The sequence below is a fragment of the Pseudomonas sp. MEJ086 genome (assembly GCF_030209025.1).
GTDB lineage: Bacteria > Pseudomonadota > Gammaproteobacteria > Pseudomonadales > Pseudomonadaceae > Aquipseudomonas > Aquipseudomonas fulva_A.
In genome coordinates this window covers 1-15,077 of record NZ_JARVSV010000011.1, presented here as the reverse complement: position 1 = coordinate 15,077, position 15,077 = coordinate 1, and the positions used below count along the sequence as shown (strand labels likewise).

7 protein-coding genes are annotated in these 15,077 nt (G+C 62.6%); 1 reads left to right on the top strand and 6 read right to left on the bottom strand.

What is annotated here, in order from left to right:
- Positions 1 to 326 precede the first annotated feature (326 nt).
- The 3 genes from QRN22_RS09000 to QRN22_RS08990 all read right to left on the bottom strand — a co-directional run bounded on the left by QRN22_RS09000 (position 327) and on the right by QRN22_RS08990 (position 5,583).
- Positions 327 to 1,742, bottom strand: coding sequence for an HlyD family type I secretion periplasmic adaptor subunit (locus QRN22_RS09000; protein ID WP_042556429.1), 1,416 nt, complete (start codon positions 1,740 to 1,742; stop codon positions 327 to 329).
- Between the two features lie 57 nt (positions 1,743 to 1,799).
- On the bottom strand, positions 1,800 to 3,950 hold the full coding sequence (locus QRN22_RS08995; protein WP_042556428.1) for a type I secretion system permease/ATPase: 2,151 nt from the start codon (positions 3,948 to 3,950) through the stop codon (positions 1,800 to 1,802).
- Positions 3,951 to 4,155: 205 nt separating this feature from the next.
- Positions 4,156 to 5,583 (bottom strand): TolC family outer membrane protein, encoded by a 1,428-nt coding sequence (locus tag QRN22_RS08990; RefSeq protein WP_419761295.1) that lies wholly within the window; start codon positions 5,581 to 5,583, stop codon positions 4,156 to 4,158.
- A gap of 369 nt (positions 5,584 to 5,952) precedes the next feature.
- Here QRN22_RS08990 and QRN22_RS08985 point away from each other — a divergent pair, with 369 nt between their 5' ends.
- Positions 5,953 to 6,594, top strand: coding sequence for a helix-turn-helix transcriptional regulator (locus QRN22_RS08985; RefSeq protein WP_042556427.1), 642 nt, complete (start codon positions 5,953 to 5,955; stop codon positions 6,592 to 6,594).
- A 28-nt stretch (positions 6,595 to 6,622) separates the two neighbouring features.
- Here the strand turns inward: QRN22_RS08985 and QRN22_RS08980 are convergent, their stop codons facing one another.
- The 3 genes from QRN22_RS08980 to QRN22_RS08970 all read right to left on the bottom strand — a co-directional run.
- Complete coding sequence (locus QRN22_RS08980; protein WP_042556426.1) at positions 6,623 to 8,620, bottom strand: MacB family efflux pump subunit; 1,998 nt, start codon at positions 8,618 to 8,620, stop codon at positions 6,623 to 6,625.
- A 2-nt stretch (positions 8,621 to 8,622) separates the two neighbouring features.
- Positions 8,623 to 9,771 (bottom strand): macrolide transporter subunit MacA, encoded by a 1,149-nt coding sequence (macA, locus tag QRN22_RS08975; RefSeq protein WP_042556425.1) that lies wholly within the window; start codon positions 9,769 to 9,771, stop codon positions 8,623 to 8,625.
- Positions 9,772 to 9,917: 146 nt separating this feature from the next.
- Positions 9,918 to 15,077 (bottom strand): non-ribosomal peptide synthetase (locus QRN22_RS08970; RefSeq protein ID WP_285402279.1); only part of this gene is annotated, 5,160 nt, incomplete at its 5' end.

Sequence of the window (15,077 nt, the reverse complement as noted above, 5' to 3'; positions counted from 1 at the left end):
CTCTTCGAATCTGCTTAGAAACTCATTCGTTTCATCGGCGATCAAGCGAGACTCTTGATAATCACCTAATTTCCAAGACCTTAAGCCCTCACCTAGCCATAAAAAAAACAAAGCCAAGATCAAAAGTACAGCCGGCAGCCAGACGAACCATGAGATTAACTTGAAATAAAGCTTTCTCCGCCTTTCTCTCTTAGAGAGCAGGTACACAACACTCCAAGCTAGTAAAAAAAACACATATAGAAAAAGCCATTTAACTAACATTTCCTCTCCGATTGAAAACTACGCTTTTTTGCTGGCCGATGTAATCCACTTTCAATGTTACCTCACTAACGCTCTATCAAACTTTCGTCTACGTATTGCTGTAGCGGGCTTAAGAAATAGTCGATCACTCTTCGCTTCTGCGTTTTAACCTCTGCCCTGACGGCCATCCCTGGAGAAAGCTCTACAAAGTGCCCACCTACAGCTATTTTGCTGTCTTTGAGTTGAATCCGTGTGCTGTAAACCAAACCTAGCTTCTCGTCCTCAATCGCATCACTGGATACGCTCACCACAGTCCCATCTACCACGCCGTATTTTGTGAAGTTAAAGGTCTCGACCTTCACTTCTACGGCCTGGCCAGGACGTACGAAACCGACGTCCTTGTTCTCCAGCATCGCCTCAACTTCCACCGGCTGATCGCTCGGGACAATGACCATCAGCGGCTGGGCCTGAGTTACAACACCGCCTTGGGTATGGATCGCCAGTTGCTGGACAGTCCCATCAACAGGAGCAGTGAGCTGCGTGAGTCGGTTACGTTGCTCAGCCTTCCGCAGTTCTTGAGTGAGGCTTGCAGCACGGACGTCCGCATCATTCTGCAGATCCAGCATTGCCCTGCGTGTCTGGGCTAACACCCCCATGCGCTGCTGCTGCGCTGCTTTTAAAGCGGCCTCCAGTTCGCTGATGCGCGCTTTTTGCTGTGCCAGCTCACGCTCCTGATTCAGGAGAATCTGCTCTTTTTCCAGGTAGGCATGCTTGGCGACGAATTGCTTATCGAGCAGGCCACGGTAGTCGGCTGCCAGCTCACGGGAGATAGGAAGCGTTTTACTGAGTGCAGTGATAGAAGCTCGAATAGAGCGTATTTCAGCCTCGCGCTGCTCGATCTGGGCATCGCTTTGATCGAGGGCTGCACGCAGTTCGAGATACTGACCTTGCACCCATCGCTGCAGGCTGTCTCGCTGCGCGGGAGTGGCGTCAGGAATAAAGCCGGAAACCGATGCGGGCTCGGTCTTATCGCTTATTGCCTGCAGGAGCAGCCGAGCTCGGGCGCTATCCACTTGGGCGGCCAGCAGCTCACTGGCGAGTCGCTCGACATCGGCAGTGGTTATCTGGCTATCCAGTTCAACGAGCAATTCGCCGGCCTTGACCTTCTGCCCGTCATACACATGGATGGCCTTCACCACGGCGACCTCATTGGGCTGTATCACCTTGGTCTTGCCGCTCGGCACGATCTTGCCGGTCGCAGTGGCCACGACATCGATCTTGCCGATACAGGCCCAGAGCAAAGCGAGCGCCGCGAAAATCATGATCGTCCACTGAATGTAACGTGGCGCTGGGTGCACGGGCTTCTCCTGTAAAGCCAATGCGGCAGGCAGGAACTGGATTTCGTGATTCAGCCGAGGAGGCGCGTCCATCGCCTTACGGTTACTCCATGAGTGCCGCCAGGCGCTGCGATAACGACTCATCAACTCACGTTTAGCACCCATGGCTGTCATCCTTTGCCGATTGCAATGGGTATGCTGCGCGCACGACTATCTCTGTACTCATGCCACATCCCCCTGCTGCAACCGATGCAGACGTGAGTAATGCCCCGCCTGGTGGGTCAGCAACTCCGAGTGACTGCCCTGCTCCACGATCTGGCCGCGATCCATGACCACGATGCGGTTGGCATCGCGCACGGCAGAAAGCCGGTGGGCAATGATGATCACCGTCCGCCCCTTACAGATGGCCTGCATGTTTTGCTGGATGACCCGCTCGGATTCGTAATCGAGGGCACTGGTGGCCTCGTCGAAAATCAGGATGCGCGGGTTGCCGATCAGTGCTCGGGCGATAGCCACTCGCTGCCTTTGACCACCCGACAGCGAGGCGCCGTGCTCACCGACGACGGTGTCGTAGCCTTCCGGCAACTCGAGGATGAAGTCATGGGCCCCCGCCATCTTGGCGGCCTGCATCACGACCTCGATAGGCGCGCCGGGATCGGTCAGGGCGATGTTTTCCCGAATGCTGCGGGCGAACAGCATATTGTCCTGCAGCACCACGCCAATCTGTCTGCGCAGAGACGACACGTCTGCCAACGCGAGGTCCATGCCATCGACCAGAACACGGCCCCGCTCTGGGGTATACAGGCGCTGCAACAAGCGTGTCAGCGTGCTCTTGCCCGAGCCGGAGCGGCCCACGACCCCGATTACCTCACCCGCCTGGATCTTCAAGCTGACTCCACGCAGCACTTCGGAACCATCCGGCCGGTAGCGGAACTGCACCTGGTCGAATTCGACATCGCCCTTGAGCGGCGGCAAGGCGCTGCGCGAGGCCTGGGACATTTCCGTACGGCTGTTGAGAATATCGCCAAGGCGCTGAACGGATACGCCCGTCTGCTGGAAGTTCGTCCACAGTTGAGCGAGGCGCATGATCGGCTGCGACACCCGGCCGGCCAGCATGTTGAAAGCGATCAACTGGCCAACACTCAGCTGCCCATCGATCACCAAACGGGCGCCCAGCCACAAGGTCGCCACCGTCACCAGCTTGCCAATCAGGCCGACGCTTTCGTTGGCCAGGTTCGACAGGTTCTGGGTCTTGAAGCTTGCAGCCACGTAACAGGCGAGCTGGTTATCCCACTTGCGGTTGATCTGCGGCTCGACCGCCATGGACTTGAGTGTGTCGATACCGTTGACGGTTTCCACCAGAAACGCCTGGTTCTCCGCACCTCGGGTGAAACTTTCGTTCAGCCGCGCGCGAAGTACCGGCGTAATCAGCAGAGAAACGATGAAGTACAGCGGCAGCGACAGGATGACCACCAGAGTCAGCCAGCCGCTGTACATGAACATCACGGCGATAAAGACCACCGAAAACAGTACGTCCAGCACGAGCGTGATCGCGTTACCGGTCAGGAAGCTGCGGATGTTCTCCAGCTCGCGAACCCGGGCGACCGAGTCACCCACCCTGCGCGCCTGGAAGTAGGACAAGGGCAGCGTGACCAGATGGCGGAACAGCCGTGACCCTAGCTCCACATCGATTCGGCTGGCCGTGTGGGCGAAAACATAGCTACGCAGCCCTGACAGCAGCGTCTCGAAAATCATGATGCCAAGCAGGCCGATGGCAATCACGTCGAGGGTGGTCAGACCGCGGTGCACCAGTACCTTGTCCATGACCACCTGAAAGAACAGTGGCGTCAGCAACGCGAATATCTGCAGCACGAAGGAGACGAGCAGCACCTCCCCGAGCAGCTTGCGGTATTTGACGATCGCCGGAATGAACCAGGTGAAGTCGAAGCGCGATAGCTCGCCGCTCATCGAGGCCTCGGAGCGGATCAGCAGCAGATCCCCCGTCCAGCGAGCCTCCAGGTCTTCCAGGGTGAGCACTTCAGGACGCTGCGCACGAGGGTCGTGGATCAGCGCCTTGCCTTCATCCATCCGCGCGATGATGAAAAAACGGCCCTCAGTGTCGACGGCTATGGCCGGCAGCGGCGTCTGCGTCAGTCGCGAAAGCGAACTGCGTGCGGACTTCGCTTTAAGGCCGAGCTTTTTCGCAGCCAGCAGGATTTCTGGGCGACCAAACAGTCGACCATCTTCGGCGTATTCGTGGGTGAGTTGTTCAGGGGAAGCGGCAACGTTGTGAAAACGCGCCAACATGACCAGGCAGGCAAGGCCTGTGTCCAGCTCAGGGGCTGGCTCGGGAGCAGCTGAATCGTTCAGCATTTGTGCATCCGTGCATGTGGGATGGCGAAGCGCCATAGCTCATGCGGATTCTACTCAGGCGCCGCAATAGAGCAAGATGCCGAACACCAACTGGATCACAGAATTTTCAGTGCAGCTGCGTCGCCTGCAAAGAACCAGGGTAGAGGCGTCGCCCTGTTGATTTCCGCCTGGCGCGATGCCTGTCTCCAGCTGCCCGAAGGGCGTATCAACGCTGATTCCCACCAGCGCCCGCTGCCGGCAGAAAATCGCGATCAGGATCGTAATCCGACTTCAGATAACCGGAGAATTCTTCGAGATCACCAACACCCAGGAGCCCCGCAGCCTGTTTGAGCTTGAAGTTATCGATGATGTAGTCATAGCGGAAATTGTTGTAGTCACGAACAGCCGCATACAGTTGGCGCTGGGCATTCAGCACATCAGCCATATTGCGAGTCCCTACCCGCAATCCGACCTCGTTAGCCTCCAGGGACATCCTGCCGGATTTGATGGCCTGTAGCCGTGCAGCAACCTGCTCCACGCCGGCGTTGATCGCCCGATGCGAGCTTCTCGTCACGAAAACGACCTCGCGCCTGGCGTTTTCGCGGTCATCCTCGCTCTTCGCCAGAAGCTCCACCGATTGCCGTACCTGGGAGCGAGTCATGCCGCCGCTATAGAGGGGAATGTTCAACTCGATACCGATGCTGCTTTGCGCCACGTCATCGCGGTAGTCGCTGCGGCCAAAGTCGGATGGGTTGTTGTAGCCGAAGCTGTCGTTGTCTCCTTTTCGGTAGGAGGCGACGACATCGACGGTGGGTGCAAACCCCGCCTTGCTTTGCCTGACCTTCTCTTCAGCGAAGCTGACCGCGTGGTTGCTCGCGAGCAGGTTGAGGTTCTGCCTGGTGGCCGAGTCGACCCATACCGCTGCATCATTGGGGAATGGCGGGTTTACCGGCATGGAATGATCTACGCCATCGATATAGGCATAGTCGCGCGTGGTCAGCCGGAACAGCACATCGAAGGCCTCATCGGCGTTACGTTGAAAGACCTTGCTGTTCGCCTTTGCCAAGTCATAGGCAGCCTGTGCGTCGAGCACATCGGTGATGCTCGCCACACCGCCCTCCAAACGTCCTTGAGCCTGTGCCTGCTGCTCCAGCAAGGCCGACTCTTCCGCACGGGAGGCAGCAAGGGCATCGAGCTGACGCAGCACTTCGAAATAGGCCTCGGCAACCCTCAGGATCAATGCCTGCTCCTTGGCTGCCAGCTCCATTTCCGCCTGGGCGACATCGGCCTGGGCAGCCTTGAGCTCGAACCAGCGATCGAGGCGAAACAGCGGCTGAGTAAGGCTTGCGCGAAGTGTCGTGCCACTGCGGGAGCGAATCAGTTCCGGCTTGTCCCTGTCCAGCCGGGTCGACTCGCTGACCATCCCGGCAGTGATGCTCGGCAGCAACCCAGAACGCGCCTGAGGGGTCGCCTCGGTACGCGCCTGATACTCATGGCGTGCAGCCGACAGCTCCGCGTCGTTCAGCGCGGCCTGGGTGTACACCGACAGCAGACTGGCCCGGGTAGCGGACTGCCCTTCGCGGCTTTGTGCGTGGCCGACCATCGAAACCAGCAGCAAGGACATCAAGCCCGCGCGCGCAACGAAATATCTCATCAACGATCCTTGTCAAATTGCCATCATGAGCGGGCATGGTGGCGAATCCTAAGAGATCGGTGGATTACGTCAAGATGAAAAATCTCGAGTCAGGAGCTGGCTCAAGTTTATGGCCCGTTTTTTAGGCGCCTGAACGATTCGCAGAGGTCGTCCTATCGTATTGTCGAGGCATCTCCAGGTGCCGCGTAACATGATTCGGTCACACATGGGCCGCTATCCTCACCAAGGCGCATCTGCACGCAGCCCCTATTTCCCGCAGTGATTTCTTCAGGGCTTCATCCTGCCAAATGCGTCGCAAAAAAATGTGACCGCACAGTCATTTAATCATCTAAAAGTAAATATGCGTTCTAACGTTATGGGTGATACCCAATGCCTCATTCGCTACTTCCGCAAATCGGCAGAACCATTGCCACCATTGGCAGCAATCAGTTCACCATTGCCCTTCACGGCCTGATTGCGGCGAAGCTCAGCGTGGATGCGATTCACTTCCAGTCGGAGGCCACCCTCCCCTCGGCCATCGAGTCGGCGCAGTCGCTGGACGATGTAATCACCTCCAATTGCGGTGAATCGGCGGCCGATGACGCCTCTAAGCTCTGCCTGGAAGAAACCACCGAGAACTTCCGGCATCGCATCGTGCTGTTGCGCAAGGCGCCAATGTTCAGCGAGCAGGAGAGCACTCAGTTGAAGCACCTGGCGCCGCTGCTTTTTTCGTTGCTCGAACAGCACCTGCAAGCCCACCGACGCCGCGTCGACATTTCAACGAGCATCGAATACCGCTTTCGAGAGCGCCTGCGTGAAACCGGCATGAAGCTTTCCGAGCGCGAGCAGCAGGTTTGTCTTGGCCTGCTTGCCGGTCACACCGTGCCGCAACAGGCCGAGCAACTGACACTCACGGTCAATACCGTCGGCAGCTACATGCGCAGGGCCACGGCCAAGTTGGGAATAAGCGGCCGAAATGCCCTGATGCGCTGGCTGTACGACTCGCCCGAGGACATGGCATCGGCCAATTGATGCCCCTTGCCTGCGCTGGCCAACGGCATCAGTCACGGGCCAGGGCGTTGATCGGATCGAGCCTGGAGGCATTGCGTGCTGGCACGAAACCGAACAGCACGCCGATCAGCGTCGAGCAGGCGAACGCCGTTATCACTGACAGGGGGGAAAACACCATTTCCCATTGCCTGAAGAACAGCGTGAACAGATAGCCGATCCCGTAGGACAAGGCGATGCCTATGACCCCGCCGATCAGGCAGACCATGATCGCCTCCACCAGAAACTGCTGACGAATGTCCGACTGCCTCGCCCCCACGGCCATGCGGATGCCGATCTCCCGGGTACGCTCGGTCACCGAAACCAGCATGATGTTCATCACGCCGATGCCGCCGACCACAAGCGAGATCACCGCGATCAACGACAGCAGCAGGGTCAGCGAGCGGCTGGTCTTGTCCACGGTCTGCATCACGCTGTCCAGGTTATTGGTGAAGAAGTCCTTGGTGCCGTGGCGCTGCAGCATCAGCGCGTTGATGCGTTCCTCCACTGCCTTGCTGGGCATGCCGTCCTTGACCCGTACACTGATACTGTCCAGGTGCCGCTGGCCCAGTACGCGCCCGGCAGCCGTCTCGTAGGGCATCCAGAAATTGAGGGTGTTGCCGGCGATGAACAGGTTCTTCTGGTCGGCGGTGACACCGATCACCGTGCACGGCAGTTGGCCGACCAGAATCACCTGGCCGAGTGGGTTCACATCGGCGCCGAACAGACGCTGCGCGGTGTTGTGGTCGAGCACCACGACCTGAGCCTGGCGTCGGGCATCCTCGTCGCTGAAGCTGATACCGGCGGCGAGCCGCAGGTTGCGCACCTGGAAGTAGCGGCTGCTGACTCCATTGAGCTGGGCGTCGACGTCCAGATTGCGGTAACGCAACAGCATGCTGCGGCCCACCACCGGTGTAGCGCTGTCGACGTAATACAGTTGATTGAGCGCCGTGACGTCGGCGGGCAGCAGCGTCTCGATCGACTTGGCCCGGCTATCGCCGAAGTTGCTGCCCGCATAGATATCGATGGTGTTGCTGCCGATGGCCTGGATGTCCTTCAGCACGTAGCGCTTGGCGCCTTCACCGATGGCAGAGATCGACACCACGGAGGTGATGCCGATGATGATCCCCAGCATGGTCAGCAAGGTGCGCATGCGATGCGAGATCAGCGCTATCCAGGCCATGGCGAAGGCTTCGCGAAACAGCCCCAGGCTCGCGACCCAGCCGCGCCGGGGCGCTGCCTGGATCTGCTGCAGCGGCGCCTCGCGAACGCCGGGAGCATGGCGCCGGTCGCTGACGATCTGCCCGTCACTGACCTCGATCACCCGCTCGGCGTGCTCGGCGATCTTCGGGTCGTGGGTGACCAGTATCACCGTGTGCCCGGCAGCGTGCAGCTCGCGCAGGATGCTCATCACCTCACGCCCGCTGGCGCTGTCCAGCGCACCGGTAGGCTCATCGGCGAGTATCACCTGACCGCCGTTCATCAGCGCTCTGGCGATGCTCACCCGTTGTTGCTGGCCGCCGGAAAGCTGGCTCGGCCGGTGCTCCAGATGGCCACCCAGCCCCAGCCGGGTCAGCAGCGCCTCGGCGCGCTGGTCCCGTGCCACCTGCGGCGTACCGGCATAGACGGCCGGGATTTCCACGTTGCGAACCGCGTCCAGATGGGGCAGCAGGTGGTAGCGCTGAAAGATGAAGCCGAAGTGGTCGCGGCGCAGTGCCGCCAGGACGTCATCGTCGAGCGAGCGCGTCTCCTGCCCCTTGACCTGATAGCTGCCTGCGCTGGCGTGGTCCAGGCAACCGAGAATGTTCATCAGGGTCGACTTGCCCGAGCCGGAGGCACCGATGATCGCCACCAGTTCACCGGCATGAATATCCAGATCGATACCGCGCAGCGCGTTGAATTCACGGTCACCGGCCATGAAGCGTCGACTCAGGTTCCTGAGCCGCAGCAGCGGTATGCCGGCGTCCACCGGAGGGTTTTCGAGCGGCAGCAGATCGACCTTCTGGTTCATGCTCAGCTCCCGGCCACGATCGCCTGTGGATCGGCGATCACCACGCGCTCGCCCTCCTCGAGCCCACTCAGGATCTCGACCTGGACCTTGTTGTTGATGCCGATGGTGACCTGGCGTGGCTGCGCGAAGCCCTGGGCATCCAGCACCCGGACGGTGTGGGTACCGTCGCCGGTGCTGGCTCCGAGCGCCGCGACCGGCACGTTCAAGGCATTGCTGGAGGTGTCGAGGACGATGCGCACCTGGGCGGTCATGCCGATACGCAGACGCTGATCGGGGTTGGGAACGTCGAACAGCGCGTTGTAGAAAACCGCCGCGTTCTTTCGCGCCGAGGTGTTGTTCTCGGTTTCCAGGTAGTCCTGGGGAGCCGGTTCGGTGCCGCGCAAGGTGGCGTAATAGCGCTTGTCTTCGCCCAGGATGGTGAAATACAACGGCTGCCCCGGGTTGATGTGGATGACATCGGCTTCCGATACCTGGGCCTTGATGGTCATGTTGTCCAGGTTAGCGAGCTTGAGCAGCACCGGCACCATTTGCTGGGCGATCACCGTCTGACCTTCCTGAGTCACGATGCCCACCACCTCGCCATCGATGGGCGCGACGATGCGCGCGTAGCCGAGGTTCACCTTGGCGGTATCGATCTGCACCTGCGCGCTCTTGATCTTCGCGTCGAGCGATCCGAGGTTGGCCTCGAGCACGTCGTAATCGGACTCGGCCTTCTCGAAATCCTGGCGCGACACGGCCTGGTCAGCCTGCAGTTGCCGATAGCGCTCGTACAGTCGCTTGGCCTGTTTCACCTGCGCCAGGGTCGAACGCCGTTCGGCCTGCAGTTGCTCCTCGTCGACCTCAGCCTGACGCAGGGTATTGCGCAAGACCAGCGGGTCTATCTGGGCCAGCCACTGGCCCTTTTGCACCTTGTCGCCCAGTTTCACCTTGAGCGACATCAACTGCCCGGAAACCTGGGCGCCCACATCCACCTGCCTGACGCCCTCCAGTGTTCCGGTGGCCAGCACGGCATCCTCGATATCGCCACGGCTCACCTCGGCACTGATGTAACTCGGCGGCTTGGCAGGTGAGCCGATGGCGTACAGCCCAACGCACCCTGCCAGCAGCAATGCCCCCAGCCACCCCATACGACGCATTCTCGATTTGCTCATGATTCCTTCACAGCCATGTGAGGACATCGCCCGAACAGGCGCGGGCGACGTCAGATTCTCGATAGCGGCCACCCTCGCCCTGCGCTGGATTCGGCGCAGGGCATGGGCAGGCCGTCCGCTCATTTGCCCAGCCCGGACTCACCCGGTCATGACAGGGCCTCCTCGATACCGCTGGCTTGCGTCTCGTACCACCAGGCGGCGAGGCTGTAAGCATCCGGGGCCTTGAGGATGCTGAAATGGTCACCCGGGCCGTGCCACAGGCTCAGCTGTGGCAGCAACTGCCCCCAGGCGGCTGCGGCGCCCGCCTGCGCGAGGCGATTCGCCAGCGCATCGAGGCTCGGGTCGGCCACCTGAACCAGGTTCACCGCGCCGCCGTAACCGCCAGGCTGTGGCCGATAGGCGCTACGCAGGGCACTGCCGAAGGTACGCACGATGCCCTGCAGAGCCTGGGCAGCGAATCGGGACGGCAACAGACCGACCCCGACCATGGCCTCTTCCAGTAGACGCATCTGCGTACCGTCGTCATGGCTGGCGAACGCCTGCGTACACAGGCCCAGGGACTTGCCGCTGGACAGCTGCAACGCTTCGATCAGGCGTTCCAGTACCGCCGTGCTGGTGTAGGCCTTGCTGTAGCGGGCATCGTCGTCCGGCGCTTCGCTGTCGATCAGCGTCAGCGAACTGACCTGCCGGCCCTTGGCCTCCAACTGGCAGGCCAGGGCATGGGCGACCCAACCGCCGAACGAGTGCCCCACCAGATGCAGCGGCCCCTGCGGGTAGTGGGCCTCCAGCGCCGCCAGGTAATGGCGAGCGGCAGCTTCCACCCGGCTGTGCGGCAGGCTGCGTCCGTCCAGTCCTCGCGCTTGCAGGCCATGGATCGGCCAGTCGCCGCCCAGTGCCTCGGCCAGGCCGATGAAGCTGGTCACGCTGTCACCGGCGCCGGGCACGCAGAACAGCGGGGTGCGTTCGGCCTTGCCACTCTGGATCGCCAACAGCGTCGCATGGGGCTCGCTATCGGGCCGTTGCTGCGATGCGCCGCGCAGCGCGTCGCCCAGCACCTGGGCGAGCACTGCGACGTGGGGCGCACGCATCAGGCTCATGTGATCCCCCGGCACGCTCAAACGCTGAAGGTACGGCGCAGGCAGTACCGTTTCCCAGCCGTTGCAGACGCTGGCCTGCGCCGGAGCCTGCTCGCGCTGCTCGGCACAGAACAGGTGTACGGGCAGAGCGAGTGGTTGCAGTTGGTAATGGGCCAGGGCATATCCGTGGGCCACTTCGCGCGCCAGGAAATGCCGCAGATCCCGGTCGCTGGCCTGAGCCAGCTCGTCGTAGAGCAGTTGCTCGTGGCGACACGCCTGCAGCAGCTCATCGAAAGCAGGCAGCACCGCTCTGGCCTGCCAGGCCGCCAGGCGTACCTGGGCAGCGGCCCCCGTCTCGCCCTGGGCCTGCCAGTGCGCCTGGCAATGGGCGAGCAGATGGCGCTGCAGCGCATCCGGCCCCTGCCAGCGCGCCTTGCCCTGATCGGTCAGGCGCGGAATGTAGCTGTCGATCAGGCCAACGAAGCCGACCTCTTCGTCCATGCCAGCCAGTTGGCTGGCGACCTCGTAGGCCAGCACGCCACCGAACGACCAGCCGGCGACGCGATACGGGCCCCTGGGCTGCACGCTACGCATCAACTCGATGAACCGCGCGGCCAGGCATTCGATGGTGTTCAGCTGCGGGGCGCCCAGGGCGATGCCCGGCAGGCCGTAGATAGGAAACTCACCGCCCAGATGCTGACCCAGCACCGGAAAATAGGCGTCCAAGCCGGTGAAGTCGTGGAACAGGAACAGCGCCGGCTCGTCACCGCCAGCCCGTACCTCGATCAGCTCACGCACCGACACCGCGGCCGGGCGCTGTTGCAGCAGTTCGGCCAGCGCCGCGATATCAGGCCGCTGGAACAACTCGGCCAGGGTCACTGGCAGCCCAGCGTCCTGCATCAGGCTGACCAGACGGATGGCCGACAGCGAGTGCCCGCCCAGTTCGAAGAAGTTGTCGCGACGACCGACCGGGCCGACCTCCAGCACTTGCGTCCAGAGCTCGGCCAGACGCTGTTCGAGTGCGCTGCCCGGTGCCTCGTAGCCACCGGTTGTCGCGTTGCCCGCAGCCAACTCGGGCAGTGCGCGACGGTCGACCTTGCCGTTCTGGGTCAGCGGCATGGCGTCCAGGCCCATGTAGAACGCTGGCACCATGTATTCCGGCAGGCGCTCCAACAGGTGGCTGCGAATCGCCGAGCCCTCCAGCGCCGGGTCACGACGGGTGAAGTAGGCGACCAGGCGCACCGCGTCGTCCTCCATCTGCTGGGTCACGACTACGGCCTCACCGATACCGGGGCACTGCGCCAGGTGCTGCTCGATTTCGCCCAGCTCGATACGCACGCCACGGATCTTCACCTGATCGTCGTTGCGTCCCAGGTAATCCAGGGTGCCGTCATCCAGCCAGCGCACCAGGTCGCCGCTGCGGTACATCCGCGCGTCAGGCTGCGTGACGAACGGGTCGGCGAGGAAGCGCTCGGCGGTCAGTTCCGCGCGGTTCAGGTAACCCCGCGCCACCCCCGCACCGCCGATGTACAGCTCGCCCGGAACGCCGACCGGGACAGGCTGACAACGCGCATCGAGCACATACAGGCGCGCATGGAACACCGGCTTGCCGATGTGCAGCACGCCACCAGGCGCCATCACTCCGGAGCTGGCCACCACCGTGGCCTCGGTGGGCCCGTAGTTGTTGACCACCGCAAAACCGGGATCACGGGGGAACTGGCGCAGCCGGTCACCGCCGATCAGCAGGGTGCGCAGCGTCGGGTGACGCAGCTCGCGACTGAACGCGTACTCGGCCACCGGGGTGGGCAGGAAGGCCACCTGCAGCGGCTGCGCCTGCCACCAGTCGAGCAAGGCGTCGAGCTGTTCGTTGCCGATGTGCGCTGGCGGCAGGTGCAGGGTCGCCCCCGCGCACAGCGCTGGCCAGACTTCCCAGGCCATGGCGTCGAAGCCGAAGCCGGCGACGCTGGCGGTGTGGCTGCCAGCCTTCAGGTCGAAGGCCTGGCAATGCCAGTCCACCAGGTTGTTGAGGCTCTGGTGCTCGACCATCACGCCTTTCGGCTGGCCGCTGGAGCCGGAGGTGTAGATCACGTAGGCCAGGTGACGGGCATTCAGCCCCGGCACCTGCGGGTTGTCCTCGCGGGCGCTCCAGCTCGGCTGGTCGAGCAGTACGACAGGAGTCTCCAGTGCTGGCAGACGCTCGATCAGACCCTGCTGGCTGAGCACCGCCACGGGGGCGCTGTCGCTCAACAGGTAGGCGATGCGTTCGTCCGGGTGCGCCGGGTCCACCGGCACGTAACCGGCACCGGCCTTGAGCACCGCCAGCAGCCCCACCAGGGTGTCCAGGCCGCGACGGGCGACCACTGCCACGCGGTCGTCCGGGCGCACGCCGAGCGCGATCAGGCGGTGAGCCAGGCCGTTGGCCTGAGCGTTCAACTCGGCATAGCTCAGCGCCTGCTCGCCAACCGCGGCGGCGACGGCGCCTGGCCGTTCAAGCGCCTGGCGCTCGATGCGCTGGTGGACGGTCCAGGGCTTGGCCGACAGCGCCCCCGGTTCATTGAAGACCTCCAGCAATTCGTTGCGCTCGCTCTCGGGCAATATGCTGAGGCTGTGCAGAGCCTGCGTGGCGCCCTGCTCCAGGGCCAGTGACAGTTGCTGCACGGCGCAAACCAGATAACGGCATACCCGCCGCGCATCGATACCATTGGCAGTCAGTGCGGTCACCTCGAAGGCCTCGCCCAGGTCGTCGACGCTGAGGGTCAGCGGGTAACTGCTGCGCTCCGTTGCCTGGAGCAGCTCGATACCCTGCCAGGCCTCGCCTGCGCCCTCCTGCCGCGCGCTGTGCCGGTAGTTGAGCAAGGCGTTGAACAGTGGCGCACCGGCTGGCAGGGCACTGGCCCGTTGTGCCAATGCCAGCGGGGCATGTTCGTGGTCCAGCAGGCCGGTGAGACGCCGATGGGTCTGCACGAGCGCCTCTTGCACGGATTGCCCGGCCAGGTCGATGCGTAGCGGCAGGGTATTGATGAACACGCCCAGGGTGCGTTCGATGCCCTCGCCGCCTTGCAGGCGGCCCAGCAGCACGGTGCCGAATACCACCGTGTCACGCCCGGACAACTGCCCCAGTACCTGCGCCCAGGCCAGGTGCATCAAGCTCGCCGGGCTCACGCCCGAGGCGCGCACCTGCTCGCGGATGCGCTTGCACAGCGCCGCATCGAGACGCTGACGGGCCTCGCCCAGCGCACGACTGCTGTGCAGCGCCGCAGCCCCGTAAGGCAGGGTCGGTTCGTCGATGTCGCCCAGTTGCTCGCGGAAGAACGCCTCGTGGGCTGGCTGCCCCGCCCCGGCCAGGGTCTGGGCGATATAGTTGCGATAAGGCACCGGGTCAGCCAGAGAAGCGCCCTGATCCAGCAGCAAGGCGTGCAGCTCCTGGCCCAGCACCTCCAGGCCGAGGTGATCCATGATCAGGTGATGGAACGACAGCACAGCGAGAATGCGCCCGTTGTCCGGGTCTTCGGCATAGGCCAGCCCAAGCAGCGGAGCCCGCTCGAGGGCCAGCGCTTCGAGGTCGTCCAGCTCAGTCGGCGCCACTTCCTGCGGTACCAGTTCGGCATGCCGCCAGACCACCTGCACTGGCGCCTCGAGCCCCTCCCAGAACAGCGAGGTACGCAGCGCGTCGTGGCGGGCAATCACCTGTCGCAGCGCTTGGCAGAAGGCCTGCAAGCGCGAACGGTCGGCAAATGCGAAGCGCGCCTGCAAGCGATAGGGGTCGTCGTCGGGGCGCGACAGGTAGTGGTAGAAGATGCCAGCCTGCAAGGGCCCTAGCGGATAGATGTCCTGCACATTGCCTGCACCGCCAGGAATGGCGGCGACGATCCGCTCGATGCTCGGCTGTTCCAGCTTCACCAGGGTCAGCATGTCAGGCGTGATGCGCTGGCAACCGGCAAGGATACGGTTTTCCGGCAACGTGGCCTGTTCGGCGCCCTGACCAAGGTTCGTGGCCAGCGCCGCCAGGGTCGGCTGAGCGAACAACGCCCGCACGTTCGCTGCCAGGCCCAGGGTACGCAGACGGGCGATCAGCGTCACCGCCAGCATCGAATGGCCACCCAGTTCGAAGAAATGGTCGTGCCGCCCTACCCGCTCGACCTGCAGCAATTCGCACCAGATCGCCGCCAGGGTGATTTCCAGTTCGCCCTGGGGTGCTTCGAAAGTGCGCTCCGGCAATGCCTCGCGATC

What these genes read in the sequence shown, in the direction of transcription:
- QRN22_RS09000 (WP_042556429.1), bottom strand. Translation starts at nt 1,742, where the DNA reads ATGGGTGCTAAACGTGAGTTGATGAGTCGTTATCGCAGCGCCTGGCGG.
- QRN22_RS08995 (WP_042556428.1), bottom strand. Translation starts at nt 3,950, where the DNA reads ATGCTGAACGATTCAGCTGCTCCCGAGCCAGCCCCTGAGCTGGACACA.
- QRN22_RS08990 (WP_419761295.1), bottom strand. Translation starts at nt 5,583, where the DNA reads ATGAGATATTTCGTTGCGCGCGCGGGCTTGATGTCCTTGCTGCTGGTT.
- QRN22_RS08985 (WP_042556427.1), top strand. Translation starts at nt 5,953, where the DNA reads ATGCCTCATTCGCTACTTCCGCAAATCGGCAGAACCATTGCCACCATT.
- QRN22_RS08980 (WP_042556426.1), bottom strand. Translation starts at nt 8,620, where the DNA reads ATGAACCAGAAGGTCGATCTGCTGCCGCTCGAAAACCCTCCGGTGGAC.
- macA (WP_042556425.1), bottom strand. Translation starts at nt 9,771, where the DNA reads ATGAGCAAATCGAGAATGCGTCGTATGGGGTGGCTGGGGGCATTGCTG.